The 16,682-nt window shown below is 73.1% G+C and carries 13 protein-coding genes and 1 pseudogene; 4 read left to right on the plus strand and 10 right to left on the minus strand.

The genetic code is table 11. From position 1 onward, the window contains the following. Nucleotides 1–37: 37 nt before the first annotated feature. The 3 genes from AC3A5R_RS03615 to AC3A5R_RS03625 form a co-directional block, all read right to left on the minus strand. The gene (locus AC3A5R_RS03615) at nucleotides 38–1,108 is read right to left on the minus strand and encodes a winged helix-turn-helix transcriptional regulator (protein WP_487619394.1); all 1,071 of its coding nucleotides are present in this window, start codon (nucleotides 1,106–1,108) and stop codon (nucleotides 38–40) included. Then, the gene (locus AC3A5R_RS03620; protein WP_487619395.1) at nucleotides 1,092–2,609 is read right to left on the minus strand and encodes a carotenoid oxygenase family protein; all 1,518 of its coding nucleotides are present in this window, start codon (nucleotides 2,607–2,609) and stop codon (nucleotides 1,092–1,094) included. The genes AC3A5R_RS03615 and AC3A5R_RS03620 overlap by 17 nt, the downstream gene beginning before the upstream one ends. A gap of 115 nt (nucleotides 2,610–2,724) precedes the next feature. Then, nucleotides 2,725–3,975, minus strand: a complete 1,251-nt coding sequence (locus tag AC3A5R_RS03625) for an acetyl-CoA acetyltransferase (RefSeq protein ID WP_487619396.1) — start codon at nucleotides 3,973–3,975, stop codon at nucleotides 2,725–2,727. Between the two features lie 202 nt (nucleotides 3,976–4,177). Between AC3A5R_RS03625 and AC3A5R_RS03630 the strand changes: the two are divergent. Then, a pseudogene (locus AC3A5R_RS03630) lies at nucleotides 4,178–5,442 on the plus strand (acetyl-CoA C-acyltransferase). A 213-nt stretch (nucleotides 5,443–5,655) separates the two neighbouring features. Here AC3A5R_RS03630 and AC3A5R_RS03635 read toward each other — a convergent pair. Further along, nucleotides 5,656–6,531, minus strand: coding sequence for a PHP domain-containing protein (locus tag AC3A5R_RS03635; RefSeq protein WP_487619397.1), 876 nt, complete (start codon nucleotides 6,529–6,531; stop codon nucleotides 5,656–5,658). 162 nt (nucleotides 6,532–6,693) lie between these two features. Here AC3A5R_RS03635 and AC3A5R_RS03640 point away from each other — a divergent pair, with 162 nt between their 5' ends. Next, nucleotides 6,694–7,242, plus strand: coding sequence for a SigE family RNA polymerase sigma factor (locus AC3A5R_RS03640; RefSeq protein ID WP_487619398.1), 549 nt, complete (start codon nucleotides 6,694–6,696; stop codon nucleotides 7,240–7,242). After that, nucleotides 7,239–8,402, plus strand: a complete 1,164-nt coding sequence (locus AC3A5R_RS03645; RefSeq protein WP_487619399.1) for a hypothetical protein — start codon at nucleotides 7,239–7,241, stop codon at nucleotides 8,400–8,402. Before AC3A5R_RS03640 ends, AC3A5R_RS03645 begins: the two co-directional genes overlap by 4 nt. Nucleotides 8,403–8,432: 30 nt before the next feature. Here AC3A5R_RS03645 and AC3A5R_RS03650 read toward each other — a convergent pair whose 3' ends face one another. Beyond that, the gene (locus AC3A5R_RS03650) at nucleotides 8,433–8,975 is read right to left on the minus strand and encodes a MaoC family dehydratase (RefSeq protein WP_487619400.1); all 543 of its coding nucleotides are present in this window, start codon (nucleotides 8,973–8,975) and stop codon (nucleotides 8,433–8,435) included. Between the two features lie 95 nt (nucleotides 8,976–9,070). After that, nucleotides 9,071–10,684: a threonine/serine exporter family protein gene (locus tag AC3A5R_RS03655; protein WP_487619401.1), complete on the minus strand. Its 1,614-nt coding sequence runs from the start codon at nucleotides 10,682–10,684 to the stop codon at nucleotides 9,071–9,073. Between the two features lie 181 nt (nucleotides 10,685–10,865). Here AC3A5R_RS03655 and AC3A5R_RS03660 point away from each other — a divergent pair, with 181 nt between their 5' ends. Next, nucleotides 10,866–12,407 carry an aminopeptidase P family protein gene (locus AC3A5R_RS03660; protein WP_487619402.1) on the plus strand — a complete coding sequence of 514 codons (1,542 nt, stop codon included), beginning with the start codon at nucleotides 10,866–10,868 and terminating at the stop codon, nucleotides 12,405–12,407. Nucleotides 12,408–12,417: 10 nt separating this feature from the next. Here AC3A5R_RS03660 and AC3A5R_RS03665 read toward each other — a convergent pair whose 3' ends face one another. From AC3A5R_RS03665 to AC3A5R_RS03680, 4 genes are all read right to left on the minus strand, one after another. Continuing rightward, on the minus strand, nucleotides 12,418–13,677 hold the full coding sequence (locus AC3A5R_RS03665) for a hypothetical protein (RefSeq protein ID WP_487619403.1): 1,260 nt from the start codon (nucleotides 13,675–13,677) through the stop codon (nucleotides 12,418–12,420). Between the two features lie 75 nt (nucleotides 13,678–13,752). Further along, entirely contained in the window at nucleotides 13,753–14,376 is a 624-nt protein-coding gene (locus AC3A5R_RS03670; protein WP_487619404.1) for a YflT domain-containing protein, read from the minus strand. A 103-nt stretch (nucleotides 14,377–14,479) separates the two neighbouring features. Then, nucleotides 14,480–15,679 (minus strand): acyl-CoA dehydrogenase family protein, encoded by a 1,200-nt coding sequence (locus AC3A5R_RS03675; RefSeq protein WP_487619405.1) that lies wholly within the window; start codon nucleotides 15,677–15,679, stop codon nucleotides 14,480–14,482. A 122-nt stretch (nucleotides 15,680–15,801) separates the two neighbouring features. Then, entirely contained in the window at nucleotides 15,802–16,677 is an 876-nt protein-coding gene (locus AC3A5R_RS03680) for a caspase family protein (protein ID WP_487619406.1), read from the minus strand. Nucleotides 16,678–16,682: the final 5 nt, after the last annotated feature.

Below are 16,682 nucleotides of genomic sequence, written 5' to 3' on the forward strand. Positions count from 1 at the left end.
GGGTCCGGTGGGGTCAGGTGGCTGGGGCGCGCCTGGACTACGTGAGGCTCGGGCGCCGCGGCCCCGAGCCGTTGCGTGGCACGACCCGGATGTCGCTGCCGTGGAGCAGCTCGCCGCAGGCGTCGCACGCCAGGCCCACGGCGAGGGCCGCGCCGCAGGCCTGGTGCCGCTGCACGAGGGCCGGCCCCTCGGGCGCGACGTACCAGTGTTCGGCCCACTCGAGGGCCAGCGCGACCGGTGGGTAGAAGGCGCGGCCCTTCTCGGTGAGGCGGTACTCGAACCGGTCAGGGCGCTCCCCCGCCACGGCGGCGAGGAACCCGATGTCGGTGAAGGCCCGCAGCCGCTCAGCGACGACCGCCGGGGGTGCGCCCAGGGCCTCCTCGAAGTCGCCGAAGCGCCGGACGCCGCGCATGGCGGCGCCGGTGATGGCCGCCGACCACCGGTTGCCGAAGATCGTCATCGTCTCGGGGAAGAGCCCGGCGTCGGTGCGCGCCTCGCTGGCCGGTCGGCGGCGCGTCGCTCCCCCGGGCACGGACCGCTGCCACGAGCCGCTCGGGCCGAACCGGCCCTCGATGTCCCGGATCGTCACCGTCGCCCGGCACGTGGTGCACTGCAGGACCGGCGAGAAGTGCCGGCCGCACGCGGTGTGCTCCATGTCGGGCAGCGTCTGTGCGTGGCGGGTGACCCACCGCCGCTCCCACTCCCAGATCGCGATGAGGATCGGCCACATCGCCCGGCCGCGCGCCGTCAGCACGTACTCGGCCCGCACCGGCCGCTGCTGGTAGACGACGCGCGTCAGCACCCCCTCGCGCTCCATCGTCGCGAGACGGGCGGTGAGCACGGCGTTGGAGATCGGCAGCTGCTCGAGGAAGTGCCCGTACCGCGTCACCCCACGCAGCGCGCGCTGGAGGATGAGCAGCGTCCACTCGTCGCCGACGAGGCCGAGCATCCGCCCGATCGAGTTCGTCGAGCCTCGCTCGAGGCGCGTCGGGGCGTCGCCCGACCGGGCCGGCAGGGTGGGCGGGGCGAGCGGTCCGGGCGGCAGGGGGCCACCGGGCACGTCGGCGTCGGCAGGACGCGGCACGAGACGCTCAGAGACCGATGGCATCGGCCGCCCGGTCGGTCTCGCGCCAGCGGCGCAGCTCGGCGCCCGGTGCCCAGGTGGAGTGCGTGCCGCTCGAGATGCGTTCGGGCAGGCGCAGCGTGCACACCGGCCCGTCGGACACCCGCGACGCGTCGAGGACGAGGCAGAAGGACGCGTCGGCGCGCATGTCGGTGGTCAGGGTGACGAGGTAGCCGTCGTCCTCGCCCGTGCTGCCGACGCGGGGCGCCATCGCGGTCTCGCTGCCGAAGACGTCCTCGCCGAAGGCGTACCGCTCCTCGCTGCCGGTGTGCAGGTCGTGCTTGACGAGGCCGTCGAAGAGGAACCACGCCGGCTTGCCCGTGGCCGCGTAGGCGTACCGGTAGCCGCCCCCGGCGTAGCTGCCGTTCATCATGCCGAACTCGGTGATGCTGTCGGAGAGCTGCTCCTCGCGAACGAGCCCGGTGCGAAGGTCGAGGCGCCAACGGTGCAGCCGCGACTGCATCCGGTCGAGGGCGAGGAAGCGGAACGCGCGCTCCCACCGGTTGCCCATGCCGTTGTCGCGCGGCGACGGGTCGCCCTGGTAGAAGCCGTCGAGGACGATCGTGTCGCCGTCCTCGTAGGCGTTGACGAAGTGCAGCACGTAGGTCGGGTCGGCCTCGAACCACCGGATGTCGCGCGTCTGTCCGCGGCGCGGCACGACGGCGAAGCGACTCGGCAGGTCACGGTGGAAGCGTGCCACGTGCGCCCCGTGCGCGAGGGCCTCCGGCTCCCAGAAAAGGGGGAAGTCGTTGAGGACCACGTAGTTCTCGGTGAAGGCCATGTCGTGCGGCAGCCGCGGTCCGGGCAGCGGCACGTCGATGTAGTGCACGAGCTCGTCGGACGCGTCGACGACGCCGTAGTGCATGTACGGGTCGTCCTTGGCGTAGTTGAAGAAGAGCAGCTCGCCGGTGCGGTCGTCGACCTTCGGGTGGGCCGACACGCCCCAGTCGAAGGGGAACCGGCCGTTCCACGTCGCCTTGCCGAGCGTCTCGGCGGTGGTCGGGTCGAGACGGTAGAGGTCGCCGCACTGGTAGAAGCTCGTCAGGGCGGTGCCGCGGTGCACGACGACGTCGGTGCTCGACGCGTCCTTCATCCGCCCGCGTGCGCCCCAACCCTCCTCGCGCAGCGACAGGTACGGCGGCTCGGCGAGGCCGGCCCACAGCGACTGCCCGGCCTCCTGTTCGGCGAGGAACCCGTCGGTGCGCACGAACCGGTTGCGGTAGAAGGCCTTTCCCTCCCGGAAGCCGACGACGTGCACCATGCCGTCGCCGTCGAACGGGTGGTAGTTCTTCAGCGACGGGTGCACCGGGTTCTCGGTGTTGCGCAGGTAGACGCCGTCGAGGTCGGTGGGCACCTCGCCCTGGACCACCTCGAGGTCGTCGGCGACGAGCTCGGTGGTCTGCGGCCGCCACGGGCCGGTGCGGTACGGATGGTCGTCGTCGGGGGGCAGCGTCGACAGCATCCGGCCGACGATCTCGACGTCCATGTCAGTCTCCTTGCGCCGCGGTTGGCTGTGCGGGTCGTGCTGGTGGTGCTGCGTGCTGTGGTGGTGCTCCGAGCTGTCGTGCTGCTGCTCTGGTGGTGCCGGCGCTCCTGGTGGCTCAGGTGCCCATGCCGCGCCCGTCGGGCGCCGCACCGACGACGAGCGCGACCGTCGTGGCCGTGCTGCCGCCGAAGTTCAAGGTGCCGAAGGTAGTCGCCCCCTCGACCTGGTACTCGCCCGCCGCGCCGCTGACCTGGCGGGTGGCGTCGACGAGCATCCGGACGCCGGTGGCGCCGACAGGGTGTCCCCCGCCGATGAGGCCGCCGCCCGGGTTGACCGGCAGTCGGCCGCCCAGCTCGATCGAGCCGTCCTCGACGGCCTTCCACGACTCGCCCGGCCCGGTGAGGCCGATGTGGTCGATGGCGAGGTACTCGGTGGGCGTGAAGCAGTCGTGCACCTCGAAACCGTCGACGTCCGCGAGGGTGACACGGGCCCGGGTGAAGGCGTCGGTGACGGCGTCCCGCACGTGCGGCATGACGTAGGGGTCGTCGGCGTCGCGCTCGAGCTTCTGCCGCAGCCCGAGACCGACGGTGCGGTGGCCCCAGCCGAGCACGCGGGCGGCCGGTCGGACCTCCGGGTGGGCGCGCAGCCACGCGTCGGACACGAGGACCACGCCGGCGCCACCGTCGGTCACCTGGCTGCAGTCGTAGCGGCGCAGCCGGCCCTCGACGACGGGGTTTCGCGTGTCGTCGCGGGCGACCGACGCGTCGGTGAGGTCGGGGACGTCCCAGGCGCGGGTCTGCGCGTTGGGGTTGCGGCGGGCGGATGCGAGGTTGAGGGCGGCGATGGCGCGCAGGTGCTCCTCGTCGAGGCCGTAGCGGCGCTCGTACTCGTCGGCCACGGCGCTGAAGACGTGCGGCCACATGAACGTGGCGCCCTCGCCGTCGTGGCCGACCCAGGCCGCCGCCGCGAGGTGGCGGGCGGCCTCGTCGCCCGGCACGGTCTTCTCCAGCTCGACCCCGACGACGAGCGCGCAGTCGTAGCGGCCGGACTCGAGGTCGGCCATGGCCGCGAGGACGGACGCGCCGCCCGACGCGCACGCGGCCTCGTGCCGGGTGGCGGGCCGACCCCAGAGGTCGGGCTCGACGGTGGCGGGCATGGCGCCGAGGTGGCCCTGGCCGGTGAAGAGCTGGCCGAAGGCGTTGCCGACGTGGACGACCTCGACGTCGGCGGGCGGCACCCGGGAGGCGGAAAGGGTTCCGCCGACGATCTCTGACGTGAGATCGGCGACGGACCTCCCCTCCCGGCTGAGGTTGCGCGCATAGTCACTCTGGTATCCGCCGAGCACCCACACTGTCGTGTGCGTCATCGGTGCCTCCTTGCCCGGCCGGCCTCGCGGCGTCGGGGCCGGGCTCGTCAGCGTCGCCAGGGCGACGTGCCTTGCCTCCCACGCCAGACCGTACTACAACTAGCAGAGTTACTCCACGGGTCGGCTTGCGGCAGGGGCCGCTTTCAGCGCAGGGGACGGGTCGGCCCGTGGGGTACGCCGGCGGCGCGGGCGAGGAGGCGGCGTGACGACGACAGCCCCCGACGCGGGTGGCGCCGATGGTCCTGACGCGTTCGTCCTCGACTTCGTCCGGACGCCGCGGGGTCGGGCGAGCGCCCGCGGCTCGCTGCACGGCCTCACCGCCGTCGACCTCGTGGTCCACCTGCAGGACGCCCTCGTGCGCCGCACCACCCTGGACCCGGAACGCGTCGACGACGTCACCCTCGGCTGCGCCACCCAGAGCGACGAGCAGGGAGCCAACCTCGCCCGCACCGCGAACCTCCTTGCGGGATGGGGCGACTCGGTCCCGGGGGCGACGATCAACCGGTTCTGCGCGAGCGGCATCGACGCTGTCGGCCAGACCGCCGCGCGGGTGCGCGCCGGCGACCTCTCGCTGGCGGTGGCCGGAGGCGTCGAGAGCGTGTCGCGGGTGCCGATGTTCTCCGACCGCGGCCCGCTCTACGCCGACCCGGCGGTCGTGCGGCGCGTCGGCTCCGTGCACATGGGCATCGCCGCCGACCTCAACGCGACGCTCGAGGGGTTCACCCGCGACGAGCTCGACGCGTACGGGCTCGAGACGCAGACGAAGGCCGCACGGGCCCGCGCGGACGGCGTGTTCGCCCGGTCCCTCGTGGGGGTCCCGGCCGACGAGCGCGGCCCCGGTCTCGACCACGACGAGCTCGTCCGGCCCGGCACCAGCGCCGAGACCCTGGCGGCCCTGCCACCGGCCTTCGCGGCACTCGGTGCCGACGGGCAGGACGCCGTCGCCCTCGACGCGTACGGGCGCGCCGCGGGTCGGACGCCGCTCGCCCGGATCGAGCACCTCCACACGGTCGGCACCTCCCCCGCCGTCGCCGACGCGGCGGCGCTCCTGCTGCTCGGCACGCGTCGGGCTGCTGAGCAGGTCGGGGTGGCGCCACGCGCGCGGGTCGTCGCGGCCGCCTCGACGGCGGTCGACCCGGTCGTCATGCTCACCGCGGGGCAGCGTGCCGTCGAGCAGGTCCTCGCACGGGCGGGCCTGCGGCCCAGCGACATCGACGTGTTCGAGTTCGCGGAAGCCTTCTCGGCCTGTGCCTGCGCTTCCGGCGCGACCTCGGTGCCGGGCCCGACCGGATGAACCCCGACGGCGGCACGATGGCGATGGGTCACGCGTTCGGGGCTACTGGCGCGATCCTCGTGGGCGCGTGTGTCGAGGCCCTCGAGCGACGCGGCGGGCGTTACGGGGTCGCCGCCGTGAGCGGCGCGGCCGGGCTCGGCACCGCGGTCCTCCTCGAGCGCGTCGACCCCTGACCGGCCTCGGCCCGGCACCCCACCCGGTCCCCGACCAGACGCGCGACTCGCGACCCCGACCGGCGTGCCGGGTGCCCGTTCGCGTCAGAGGTGCGCCCTTCCTCCAGCAGTGCGCGACGCGTCGCGCACCCGTCGAGGAAACACGCACTCTTGGAGGAAACACGCACTCTTGCAGGAAGCCCGCACCCCTCCCGGGCCGGCGTCGGACCAGGGTTACGGGCGCAGCACCTGCGTGACGCCGCTGCTGCGCGCCTCGATGACCGCGAGCGCCTCGGGACTCGTCGTGTTCTCGCCGAGGCGGTTCAGCTTGCCGCTGCCGTGGTAGTCGCTCGAGCCGGTGACGACGAGCCCGAGGCGTTGGCCGAGCGCCGTGGCGCGGGCGACCTCCTCGGGCCCGTGGTCGCGATGGAAGGCCTCGAGGCCCACGAGCCCGGCATCGGTCATCCGCTCGAGCAGGTCGTCGGTCAGGCCGCCGCTGCGGGTGCGCGTGAACGGGTGCGCCACGACCGGGGACCCGCCCGCGGCACGGACCAGCTCGACGGCCTGGATCGGGTCGGGCGACCAGTGCCCGACGTAGTACGGCGAGTCGTCGGTGAGCCACTCGCGGAACGCCTCGTCCCGGTGCGCGATGATGCCGCCGGCGATGAGCGCGTCGGCGATGTGCGGACGCCCCGGCGTGGCACCCGGCGCCACCTGGGCGAGCACCTGCTCGTAGGTCACCGGGATGCCGTCGGCGGCCATCTTGGCAACCATCCGCTGCAGGCGCGTCGCCCGGCTCTCACGGGCTCGGGCAAGTGCGCCCATCAGGTCGGCGTCGTGCGGGTCGGTGAGGTAGCCGAGCAGGTGAACCGAGGCGTAGCGCCACGTGCACGACACCTCGATGCCGCGAACGAGCCCGACCCGGTGCTCCGCGGCCGCTGCAGCCGCCTCGTCCCAGCCGCCGACCGTGTCGTGGTCGGTGATGGCGAGCACGTCGATTCCGGCGGCGGAGGCGGACGCGAGCAGCTGCGACGGCGTCTCGGTGCCGTCGCTGACCGTCGAGTGGGCGTGCAGGTCGATGACCGGCGCCCCTCCCCTGACCGTGCTCACGGGCCCCAGCGTAGGGGCGAGGCCGCCGTCGTGGTCGCTGTGACCTCCGGTGTGCAGACCGGTGTGTCCGGCCTGGCCGGGGCCGAGACCAGACGGCAGGCATGGCAACCTTTCGCGGGATCCTCCCGTATCACCGGGCATGGACGACGACAGGGGCGCACGGTGAGCGGGAAGGACGCGGCACGCGACGCGGCATTCGCGCAGTTCATGGAACAGGCGGGGCCCTCGCTGCTGCGCACCGCGTGGCTGCTGACGGGCGACGCCCACGACGCCCAGGAGCTGACCCAGGCGGCGCTCGTCAAGACCTACGTCGCCTGGGGCCGGGTCCGCGACGGCGAAGGCCTGGCCTACGCGCGCCGGGTGCTCGTCAACCACCGCACCGACCGCTGGCGGGCCACCCGCCTGGAGCACCCGACCGATGCGGTGCCCGAGCCCTCGTCCCGCCCGGCCGACCCGATGGGCGGGTCCGACGACCGCGACCTCGTCGTGCGCCTGCTCGCCACCCTGCCCGAGCAGCAGCGCCGTGTCGTCGTGCTGCGCTACTACACCGACCTGTCGGAGAAGGCGACGGCCGACGTCCTCGGGATCTCGGTGGGCGCCGTCAAGAGCGCCGGCTCCCGCGGCCTCGCGACCCTGCGGGCCGGTCTGGCCGACGCCACCGCACCCCACCGGAGCCCCGATGCCTCCGCCACCGAGAGGAGCGCCCGATGACCACCACACCCGACGCCGACGTGCGGGCCGCCCTCGACGCCGCGGCCGGCGCTCCCGACCTCCGCATCGACCCCGCGCTCGTGCTCCACCAGGGACACCGCGTCGTCCGCAGGCGACGCGTCCTCGGCGGGGCGGTCGGAGCGGCCGCTGCCACCGTCGTCGCGGTCGTGGCCGTCCAGCTCGGCACCGGGCAGACCCGGGCCCTGCCGCCCGCCGGCCAGCGCACCGGTGCCCCCGCCGCCCTCTCCGGGGGCGTGACCACGGGCAGCGACCCGAACGGGACCGCGGACGCGCCGTCGGTCCGGGTGTCGGTCACGCCGGTCGACGCGCGTCGGGTCGAGGAGACCTGGACGATCATCGTCGGCGGCTCGCCGGCCAAGACGGTGCGCCGGATCGTCGGCGCCGTCACGGTGGGACAGGCCAGCCTGCTGCTGCCGAGCCAGTCCGGCTGGCCGAGGCTGCTCGCCGGCTACGTCGACACCGGCCGACCGGACGCCCTGTGGGCGATGCCCGAGTCCACCACGCCCTTTCCCGCGTCACCGACGTCATCGGACAGGGTCAGCGGCACCGACGCGCCCCTGACGGGCGGGACGGGCACCGTGCACGCCTTCGCCGAGACCTCGACGACCCCGATCCCCGACGACGTGGTCGGCGTGACGTGGAGCGAGATCGACCCGGCACGGTCGACCATGCCCCAGACGCGGGCGATCGCCCTGCGGCCCCTTCCCGCAGGGACCGTCGCGGCGGTGCTCCGCGCTCCCGACGGACAGCAGTGGCTCAGCTGGGCCACGAACGACCACATCGGCATCGGCCCCCGGGGCGTATCCGGCGGCAAGCCGGACTCCGGGCCGGTCCAGCTCTACCCGGCGCCGACGAACGACGGCCCGGGGAATCTCCCGGACGTGCTCTTCGGCTGGGTCGAGGGCACGGCCGCCCCCACGGTCCGCTCCTCCGACCCTGCCGACGCGTGGACGGTCTCCGACGCCGTCGTCGACGGGCGCCGCGCCTTCCTGCTCACCTCGACGAGGCCGCACTTCAGCGGCATCCTCACGGTGACGGCGGCCGGCACGACGCGCACCGTCGACTTCACCCAGGAGCGCGCCGCGATGGGGGCCACCGCCACCCCCGACCCGGGCCCGTCGAAGACCGCCACCCCGTGACCCGGCCGGTGTGCGAGGCGGCGTGACGCGTCAGGCCTGGGAGGCGGGGTCGGGACCGGGCCAGTTGCGGTCGGGCACCGGGAGGGGTCGCCCGGGCTGCTCGCCGCCTCGCGCCTCGAGGTAGGACTCCTTCGGCACCATGACCTTGCGCCGGAAGATGCACACGACGGTGCCGTCCTGCTTGTAGCCGATCGTCTCGACGTGGACGACGCCACGGTCGTCCTTGCTCGTCGACTCCCACTTGTCGAGGACGCGGGTCTCGCCGTAGAGCGTGTCGCCGTGGAAGGTCGGCGCGACGTGCCGCAGCGACTCGATCTCGAGGTTGGCGATCGCCTTGCCCGAGACGTCGGCCACCGACATGCCGAGCAGGATCGAGTAGACGTAGTTGCCGACGACGACGTTCTGCCCGAACTGCGTCGTCTCGCCCGCGTAGTTCGTGTCGAGGTGCAGCGGGTGGTGGTTCATCGTCAGCAGGCAGAAGAGGTGGTCGTCGTACTCGGTGACCGTCTTGCCCGGCCAGTGCTTGTACACCGCACCGACCTCGAACTCCTCGTAGCTGCGCCCGAACTGCATCGCTCGCTCCTCCATCTGCCAGACACCGACGGCCAACGGTCCCCAGCCTGCCGGAGCCCCACGCGTCCGGACACCGCCGGACGCCGTGGGCTTGCTCACGCCGTGGGATCGCTCACCGACGCCGACGAGGCACCCATCGTGGCCGACACCCCAGGCGCGGACGCGTCGCCGCTCGCGGCGGCCTCGTCCAGGACGGCCGACAGCTCCCCGGTGTCGGACAGGACCGGCGCGGTGCTGGCCGCGGCATCGCGGTCGGGGTCGGACGGGAGGGTGGCTCCGGCTGCCGGTCGGGGCCGCACGCCCTGCTTCTTGGCCTCGAGCAGCCCGGCGAAGTACGTGCCGAGCGAGACCCCGGCGGCCAGGCCCAGACCCAGGCCGAACGCCTGCAGCAGCGTCGGGATCCCGGTGGCGAGGCCGTTGCCGTCGGGGTTGGTGACGATGGCCGAGATGCCCTCGTAGGCCATCCGCCCCGGCAGCAGCGGCACGATGGCGGCCGTGGTGACGGCCAGCGCCGAGACGCCGAGCCGCCGCGACACGAGCCGCGCCGCGAAACCGGTGAGCAGGGCGGCGATGGCCGAGGCCGCCACCGCGCCGAACGCGAGGGCCTCGGCACCGGCCAGCGCGAGCCAGCCGAGGGCCCCCGCCAGCCCGGCCACGACGACCGCGCGACCGCTCGAGTACGACGACACCGCGAACGCCACCGAGATGATCGCCGCGCAGATCACCTGGATCGTGAGGTTGCCGATGAGCTGGGTCTGCGACGAGATGGCGATCGGGTAGTCGAGCCGTGTGCCGATGGCGAGGACGACCGAGATGCCGACGGCGATGCCGAGCGAGAGCACGATGACCTCGAAGGCGCGCGCTCCCGCCGTGACGTAGTACCCCTCGAGCGCGTCGTCCGCCGCGCCGACGATCGAGAGCCCGGACAGCAGCAGCACGATGCCCGAGGCGACGACGAGCGAGGGCGAGACGCGTTCGGCGACGTTCACGCCAAAGGAGCCCGCGACGACGACGAGGGTGGCGACGGCCGTCGGGATGGCCGCACCGACGCACTGGGCGAAGAAGGCCGAGACCCCGGCCCCGGCGAGCCAGGTGATGACGCGGCCGACGAGGGTCGCGGTGACGAAGCTGGTCAGGATGATGAGCCAGCCGGCCCCGAGCAGGCCGGCCGCGCCTGCCGCGAGCACGCCGCCGGCGACGGTGACGACCCAGCGTCGGTACGGGTGTGGCGCGGTGATGACGGCGTCGAAGCGCACCCTGGCCTCGTCGACGCTCACGGGGTCCTGGACGAGGCCGACGATGAGCTCCCGCAGCCGCTCGAGGCGCGTGTAGTCCTGGACGCGGAAGCGGACGATGCGCAGCACGGTGATCGGGTCGGCGTGCGGCCCGCGGTGGTAGGACACCGAGACCGAGGTGTACGTGACGTCGACGTGCACGGTGGCCAGGCCGTAGGCCCTGGTCAGCATGAGAACAGTGGCCGTGACGTCGGCTGCCGCGGCCCCGGTGGACAGCATCGCGACACCCGCACGAATGGCGAGGTCGATGACGGCCAGCGAGGTGTCGCGGTCGACGCCGTCGGGACTGGTCCAGATGGGGATCTCGTCGGTCGGTGGACCGCTCGGTCGCATGGCCCGGCGGGTGCTCGCGCGAAGCGAGGGCAGGGCCCGTCGAGCGGTCGTCGGCCGGGTCGGTCGGTCGGTGCGCGCCACCTCCCTGACCCTAGGACACCGGGCCGACGCGGACGCGGCACCCCCGGGGCCGTCGCGGTGGCGTCGCGGGGTCGTGCGGAGCGGCGCCACGGAGCCGCCCGGCCCGTTGTCGCCGGCACTGCCGCGGGCTCCGGAAACCGGCTACGGCGTACCCGTCGGTTCGTGGCACCATGAGCCGGTGATGAGCGAGAAGCAGCAGACCTCACCGAGCCGCAAGCGCCCGACGACCGACGAGTTCCGGGCGTTCGTCGCCTCCGGCTGGGCGCCGCGGAGCGCCGGGGTGACCCCCCGGTCCGAGGCCGCCGGCTGGGCCGCCAAGCGCCGCGACGCCGTGAGCGCCGCCTTCCCCGGCGAGCGCCTCGTCGTGCCCGCGGGCGGGCTCAAGGTGCGCAGCAACGACTGCGACTACGTCTTCCGCCCGCACAGCGCCTTTGCCCACCTGACGGGCCTCGGCAGCGACCGTGAGCCCGACGCCGTGCTCGTCCTCGAGCCGACGGGCGAGGGCGACGACGCCGGGCACGAGGCCGTCCTCTACTTCCGCCCGCTCGCCGACCGCGACACCGAGGAGTTCTTCGGCGACTCGCGCTACGGCGAGTTCTGGGTCGGCGCCCGCCCGACGCTCGCCGACGTCGAGTCCGAGCTCGGGCTGACGGCCCGTCACATCGACGAGTTCGCCGACGCGGTGGCCAAGGACGCCGGCTCGGTCACCGTCCGCGTCGTGCGCGACGCCGACGCAGAGGTCTCCGAGCGCGTCGACAAGGCCCGCGCGGCCGCCGCCGAGTCGCAGGACGCCGCCGAGGTCGAGTCGCGCACCGAGCAGGAGCGCGAGGCCGACGACGCGCTGGCCCACTTCCTGTCGCTGCTGCGCCTCGTCAAGGACGACTGGGAGGTCGAGCAGATGCGCTCGGCCATCGAGGGCACGCACCAGGGTTTCGAGGCCGTCATCGCCGACCTGCTCGAGGCGGTCCGCCGCGGCCGCGGCGAACGCTGGGTGGAGGGCGTCTTCGGCCTGCACGCCCGCCACCACGGCAACGGCATCGGCTACGACTCCATCTGCGCCAGCGGCGACCACGCCAACACGCTGCACTGGATCAAGAACACCGGCGACATCACCGAGGGCGACCTGCTCCTGCTCGACGCCGGCGTCGAGGTCGACTCCCTCTTCACCGCCGACATCACCCGCACCCTGCCCGTCAGCGGCACCTTCAGCGACGCGCAGCGCAAGATCTACGACGCCGTGTACGCCGCACAGGAGGCGGGCATCGCGGCCTGCAAGCCGGGCAACAAGTTCAGCGACGTCCACGCCGCCGCGATCCGCGTCATCGCCGAGCACCTGCACGAGTGGGGCCTGCTCCCGGAGGGCGTCGACGTCGAGGGCACCCTCGACGCCGAGCACGGCCAGTACCACCGGCGCTGGATGGTCCACGGCACGAGCCACCACCTCGGCATCGACGTCCACGACTGCGCCCTCGCCACCCGCGAGGAGTACAACGACGCCATCCTCGAGCCGGGCATGATCCTCACCGTCGAGCCGGGCCTCTACTTCAAGGCCGACGACGAGCTCGTTCCGGCGGAGCTGCGCGGCAACGGCGTGCGCATCGAGGACGACGTGCTCATCACCGAGGACGGCTGCGAGAACCTCTCGGCCGCGATGCCGCGCAGCAGCGCCGACGTCGAGGCCTGGATCGCGCGAATCTGGGCGGAGCGCGGCGTCACCGCCTGAGCCACCCGCGTCAGGGCGTCAGCGGGAGGTCGGTCGGCGTCGCCGTCCCGATGCCGGTGCCGGGGGGGCCCGGCACCGCGCCCGACCCGCTCGACCCTCCCGTGCTGCCCGGCGTCGCGTCGGGCGCCACGGGTCGTTCCGGGCTGATGACCCCGGCCCCGCTCCCGCCGGACGACACCGCGCCGTTCGGGTCCGGGCCCGGGATGCGCGGGCTCCACTGCTCGACGAGCCCCACGACCTGCCCCACCTGCGCCGACTCGACGCCACCGCCCCGGACGGGCGGCGTGCAGTCGGGGTCGACGTCGACGCGCACGGCCGGGCCCTCCGGGTAGGTGAGCACGAGGTGGAAGCGCCGGTCGGCGGCCTTGCCGGAGCCGTTGCACGTGTGTGAGGTCGGTCGCGTCGGCAGCGCCCGTAGCGCCGCGACGACCTGGGCCGACCGTGACGCGTCGAGGTCGGTGGGTCTGCTGCCGCCGTCCGCAGCGGTCCGGCAGACCGTGACGAGGGGAGCGCCCTCCGGGGCGAGCGTTCGTTCGTCACCGAGACGCCCGAACGTCCTTGCGTCGCAACGTGTCCCGCCCGGCTCGGGGGTCTGGGCGAGCAGGGCGCGCAGCGGGACGCCCAGGGGGGCGCCTGACGTGAAGTGACCGTTCGTCGCCTTCGAGCAGGAGTTGGCGTCGGCCTTGGCGGCCACCCACACGATCGCGTCGTCGTAGCGGACGCCGACGAGGTAGGCCGTCTCGTCGCCGGCCATCATCGTGCAGACGTTCTCCTGCCCGTTCCACCGTGGCGCCCAGGAGAGCAGGTCGACGACCTGACGGCGCTGCTCGGCCGTGGCGACCGAGCGCTCGGTGAGCCGGTACGGCGCGGTGGGCGGCGTCGACGACGTGACCGTCATCGTCGGGTAGCCGCAGACGACGAGCGAGGCCGGGTCGCGCTCGGGCAGCAGCCGGGCGTTGCCGTCGAGCCCCTGCGGCTTCTGCGGCACCGTGAGCCCGTCGGCCGAGGCGAGGCTCTTCGGGCACGACAGTGCACCGTCGGCGTCGACGGCCTGGGCGGTGACCGGGCGGTTCGGCCCTGCCGTCGCCCCCGGCGGCGTCGTGGCACCGGTGCCCGGCGACGGCGTCGAGCCGCAGGCGGTCAGGGCCGAACCCGCCGCGAGAACAGCGCCCACGAGCACGACGCGTCGGAACGGGCCGCCGTGCCTGGTCCGGGCGGTGACGGCGAGGGTGCTGCGGGACGGGCGGGTCGGCATCGGGAGCTCCTCCATCGGGTGGTCCTTCACCCGTGGTGACACGTCGGGGCCGCGAACCGTTCCACGCCCCGACGCACCGGCGTCCCTAGGTTAGGCGCTCGGCGGAGCGGGCGGGTCGGAGCGGGGGGCGTCGTCCGGGGTCGTGCCCGACGGCCCGGCCGGGGTCGAGGACGGTGCCGCTGCCGGATGGGTGGGGTGCGTCGTCCGGGCGACGCCGGCGATGCCGGCCTCGGTGAGGATCGCCCGGCCCTGCTGGGCGAACTTGTGCTCGCAGAAGACCTCGTACTTCGTGGCGACGACCTGGCTCACCGAGGAGAAGTCGCGCGCCCCGCGGGTGAAGGAGTAGCCGACGAGCGACCAGATGAGGCCGAACCCGGCGCCGTAGGCGACGGTGAGCAGCAGCAGGTTGAGGGGGCTGGAGGTCTGCGTGAAGAGCATGAGGATGAGGCCGACGAAGAGGCCGAGCCAGACACCGGACAGCATGCCGCCGAGCGCGACCCGCCCCCACGTGAGGCGGGCGGTGACGCGCTCGAGCTGCTTGAGCTCGGTGCCGACGATGAGGCAGTTCTCGACCGGGAACGCCTTGTCGGACAAGGTGTCCACGGCCCGCTGGGCGTCCTCGTACTTGTCGAAGATGCCGAGTGACATGGGGTAGTCGAGGGAGAGCGTCGCGAATCCCGGTCGTCCCCCGGGACCTTTCGGTTGCAGGCTCATGTCCCCATCCTCGCATCCCGGGCGCTGCGCTCAGGGCACCTCGGGGCACCTCAGGGCAGCGCGGGGCACCTCGGGGGCCTCGGGGCATCTGGCACCCAGGGCCTCAGGCCTTGAGCTTGTACTCCTCGACGAGGCGACGGCCGATGATCATCCGCTGGATGTCGGCGGTGCCCTCGCCGATGAGCAGCATCGGCGCCTCGCGGTAGAGCCGCTCGATCTCGTACTCCTTGGAGTAGCCGTAGCCGCCGTGGATCCGGAAGGAGTCCTCGACGACCTGGGCGCAGTTCTCCGAGGCGAGGTACTTGGCCATGCCGGCCTCGAGGTCGTTGCGCTGGCCGGAGTCCTTCGTGCGGGCCGCCTTGACCATCATCTCGTGAGCCGCCTCGACCTTGACGGCCATGTCGGCGAGGCGGAAGAGCACCGCCTGGTGGTCGACGATCTTCTTGCCGAAGGTCTCCCGCTGCTGGGCGTAGGAGACGCCGAGCTCGAAGGCCCGACGCGCGACGCCGCAGCCGCGGGCGGCGACGTTGACACGGCCCACCTCGACGCCGTCCATCATCTGGTAGAAGCCCTTGCCCGGCTCGCCGCCGAGGATCTGCGCGTCGGTGGTGCGGTGGCCGTCGAGGATCAGCTCGGTCGTGTCGACGCCCTTGTAGCCCATCTTCTCGATCTTGCCGGGCACGGTGATGCCCTGTGCCGTCTCGCCGAAGCCGGGCTCCTTGTCGACGAGGAACGTCGTCATGTTCTTGTAGACCGAGTCGGCGCCGGTGTCGGTCTTGACGAGGACGGCCACGAGGTTGGCCGAGCCGCCGTTGGTGAGCCACATCTTCTGGCCGTTGACCGTCCACTCGCCGTCGTCGCCCTTGACGGCCTTGGTCTTGATCGCGGACACGTCACTGCCGCAACCGGGCTCGCTCATCGAGAACGCCCCGCGGATCTCACCGGTGGCCATCTTCGGCAGGTAGCGCTGCTTCTGCTCGTCGGTGCCGTGCTGGAGCAGCATGTAGGCGACGATGAAGTGGGTGTTGATGATCCCGCTGACGCTCATCCAGCCGCGGGCGATCTCCTCGACGCACAGGGCGTAGGTGAGCAGCGACTCGCCGAGGCCGCCGTACTCCTCGGGGATCATCAGCCCGAAGATCCCCATCTCCTTCATGCCCTCGACGATCTCGGTCGGGTACTCGTCGCGGTGCTCGAGCTCGGTCGCGACGGGGATGATCTGCTCGTCGACGAACTCACGGACGAGCTTGACCAGCTCGGTCTGCTCCTCGGTGAGGCCATCGGTCTGCTGGAGTCGGGACATGCTCGGATCGCCACCTTGCGTCTGGGCTGCATCGTGCCGGGGTCGGCTGCGACCGAGTATGCCGCCGCGTCACGCACCCCCGCAGCGCCCTCGCGTGTGAGGGTGCCCACCTGTGGCATCGGTCACCAGGGCTGGCCGAACCCGACCTTCTTCGAGGCGACCGGGCCCTCGAGCGTCGAACGCTGGCTGAAGTCGCCCCCCTTGAGCCCCGAGGTGACCGAGCGCAGCAGCTCGGTGCGGGATGCGGTCGGGTTGCACTTGAGCGCCTGGAGGAACAGGTAGGTGAAGGCGCCGTTGGAGCGGCCGTCGAAGGTGGCGTCGGCGGCGGTCTGGTCGGGCTTGCACGCCGCGAAGAGCACCGGCTTGGCACCGGCGCGCCGGCCCTTGGTCAGCTCGACGAGGGCCTTGCGGTCGACGGTCCGGGGCGGTGCGAGGGCACGGATCGAGCGAACCTGCTCGAGCCCGGCAGGGGTCGGCGGTGGCAGGAACCGGGGCGCACGGCCGAGGACGGCCGCCTGCATGACCTCCTCGAGGTCGCGCAGCCCCGTGCCGCTGTGACACGTGTCGAGGAGCACCTCGAGCAGGACGCCGTTCGGCACCGACGCGAAGAGGTCGTGCAGCTCGTCGTCGACGATGACGGTGTCGCGGTCCCACTGGTTGCCGCGCTGGCGGATGTCGTGGCACGCGAACGCCTCGTCGAGGCCGTCGGGCTCGTAGTCACCGCCCGGCTCGTTGGGCACCTGGGTGCCGTGGCTGGAGAAGGTGAAGACGATGGTGTCGCCGGCCTTGGCCTTGCCGACGAGGTCGGTGAGCGCGGCCATGATGTTCTTCTTCGTGGCGTCGGCGTCCGTGAGGACCGTCGTGTTGCGCGCAGTGAACCCGAACGCGCGCAGTCCTGCCGCGACGTCGTTGGCGTCGTTGACGCAGCCGTTGAGCCAGCTCGTGCGCGGGAGCGACGCGAACTGGTTGATGCCGACGCAGAGGGCCTTGCGTGCCATGGCCG

The sequence above is a fragment of the Intrasporangium sp. Soil_C_50 genome, assembly GCF_057656595.1.

Excerpts from the sequence above, each read along its gene's own strand:
- AC3A5R_RS03660 (WP_487619402.1), top strand. The coding sequence starts at position 10,866 with ATGAGCGAGAAGCAGCAGACCTCACCGAGCCGCAAGCGCCCGACGACC.
- AC3A5R_RS03625 (WP_487619396.1), bottom strand. The coding sequence starts at position 3,975 with ATGACGCACACGACAGTGTGGGTGCTCGGCGGATACCAGAGTGACTAT.
- AC3A5R_RS03670 (WP_487619404.1), bottom strand. The coding sequence starts at position 14,376 with ATGAGCCTGCAACCGAAAGGTCCCGGGGGACGACCGGGATTCGCGACG.
- AC3A5R_RS03665 (WP_487619403.1), bottom strand. The coding sequence starts at position 13,677 with ATGGAGGAGCTCCCGATGCCGACCCGCCCGTCCCGCAGCACCCTCGCC.
- AC3A5R_RS03615 (WP_487619394.1), bottom strand. The coding sequence starts at position 1,108 with ATGCCATCGGTCTCTGAGCGTCTCGTGCCGCGTCCTGCCGACGCCGAC.
- AC3A5R_RS03680 (WP_487619406.1), bottom strand. The coding sequence starts at position 16,677 with ATGGCACGCAAGGCCCTCTGCGTCGGCATCAACCAGTTCGCGTCGCTC.
- AC3A5R_RS03675 (WP_487619405.1), bottom strand. The coding sequence starts at position 15,679 with ATGTCCCGACTCCAGCAGACCGATGGCCTCACCGAGGAGCAGACCGAG.
- AC3A5R_RS03620 (WP_487619395.1), bottom strand. The coding sequence starts at position 2,609 with ATGGACGTCGAGATCGTCGGCCGGATGCTGTCGACGCTGCCCCCCGAC.
- AC3A5R_RS03650 (WP_487619400.1), bottom strand. The coding sequence starts at position 8,975 with ATGCAGTTCGGGCGCAGCTACGAGGAGTTCGAGGTCGGTGCGGTGTAC.
- AC3A5R_RS03645 (WP_487619399.1), top strand. The coding sequence starts at position 7,239 with ATGACCACCACACCCGACGCCGACGTGCGGGCCGCCCTCGACGCCGCG.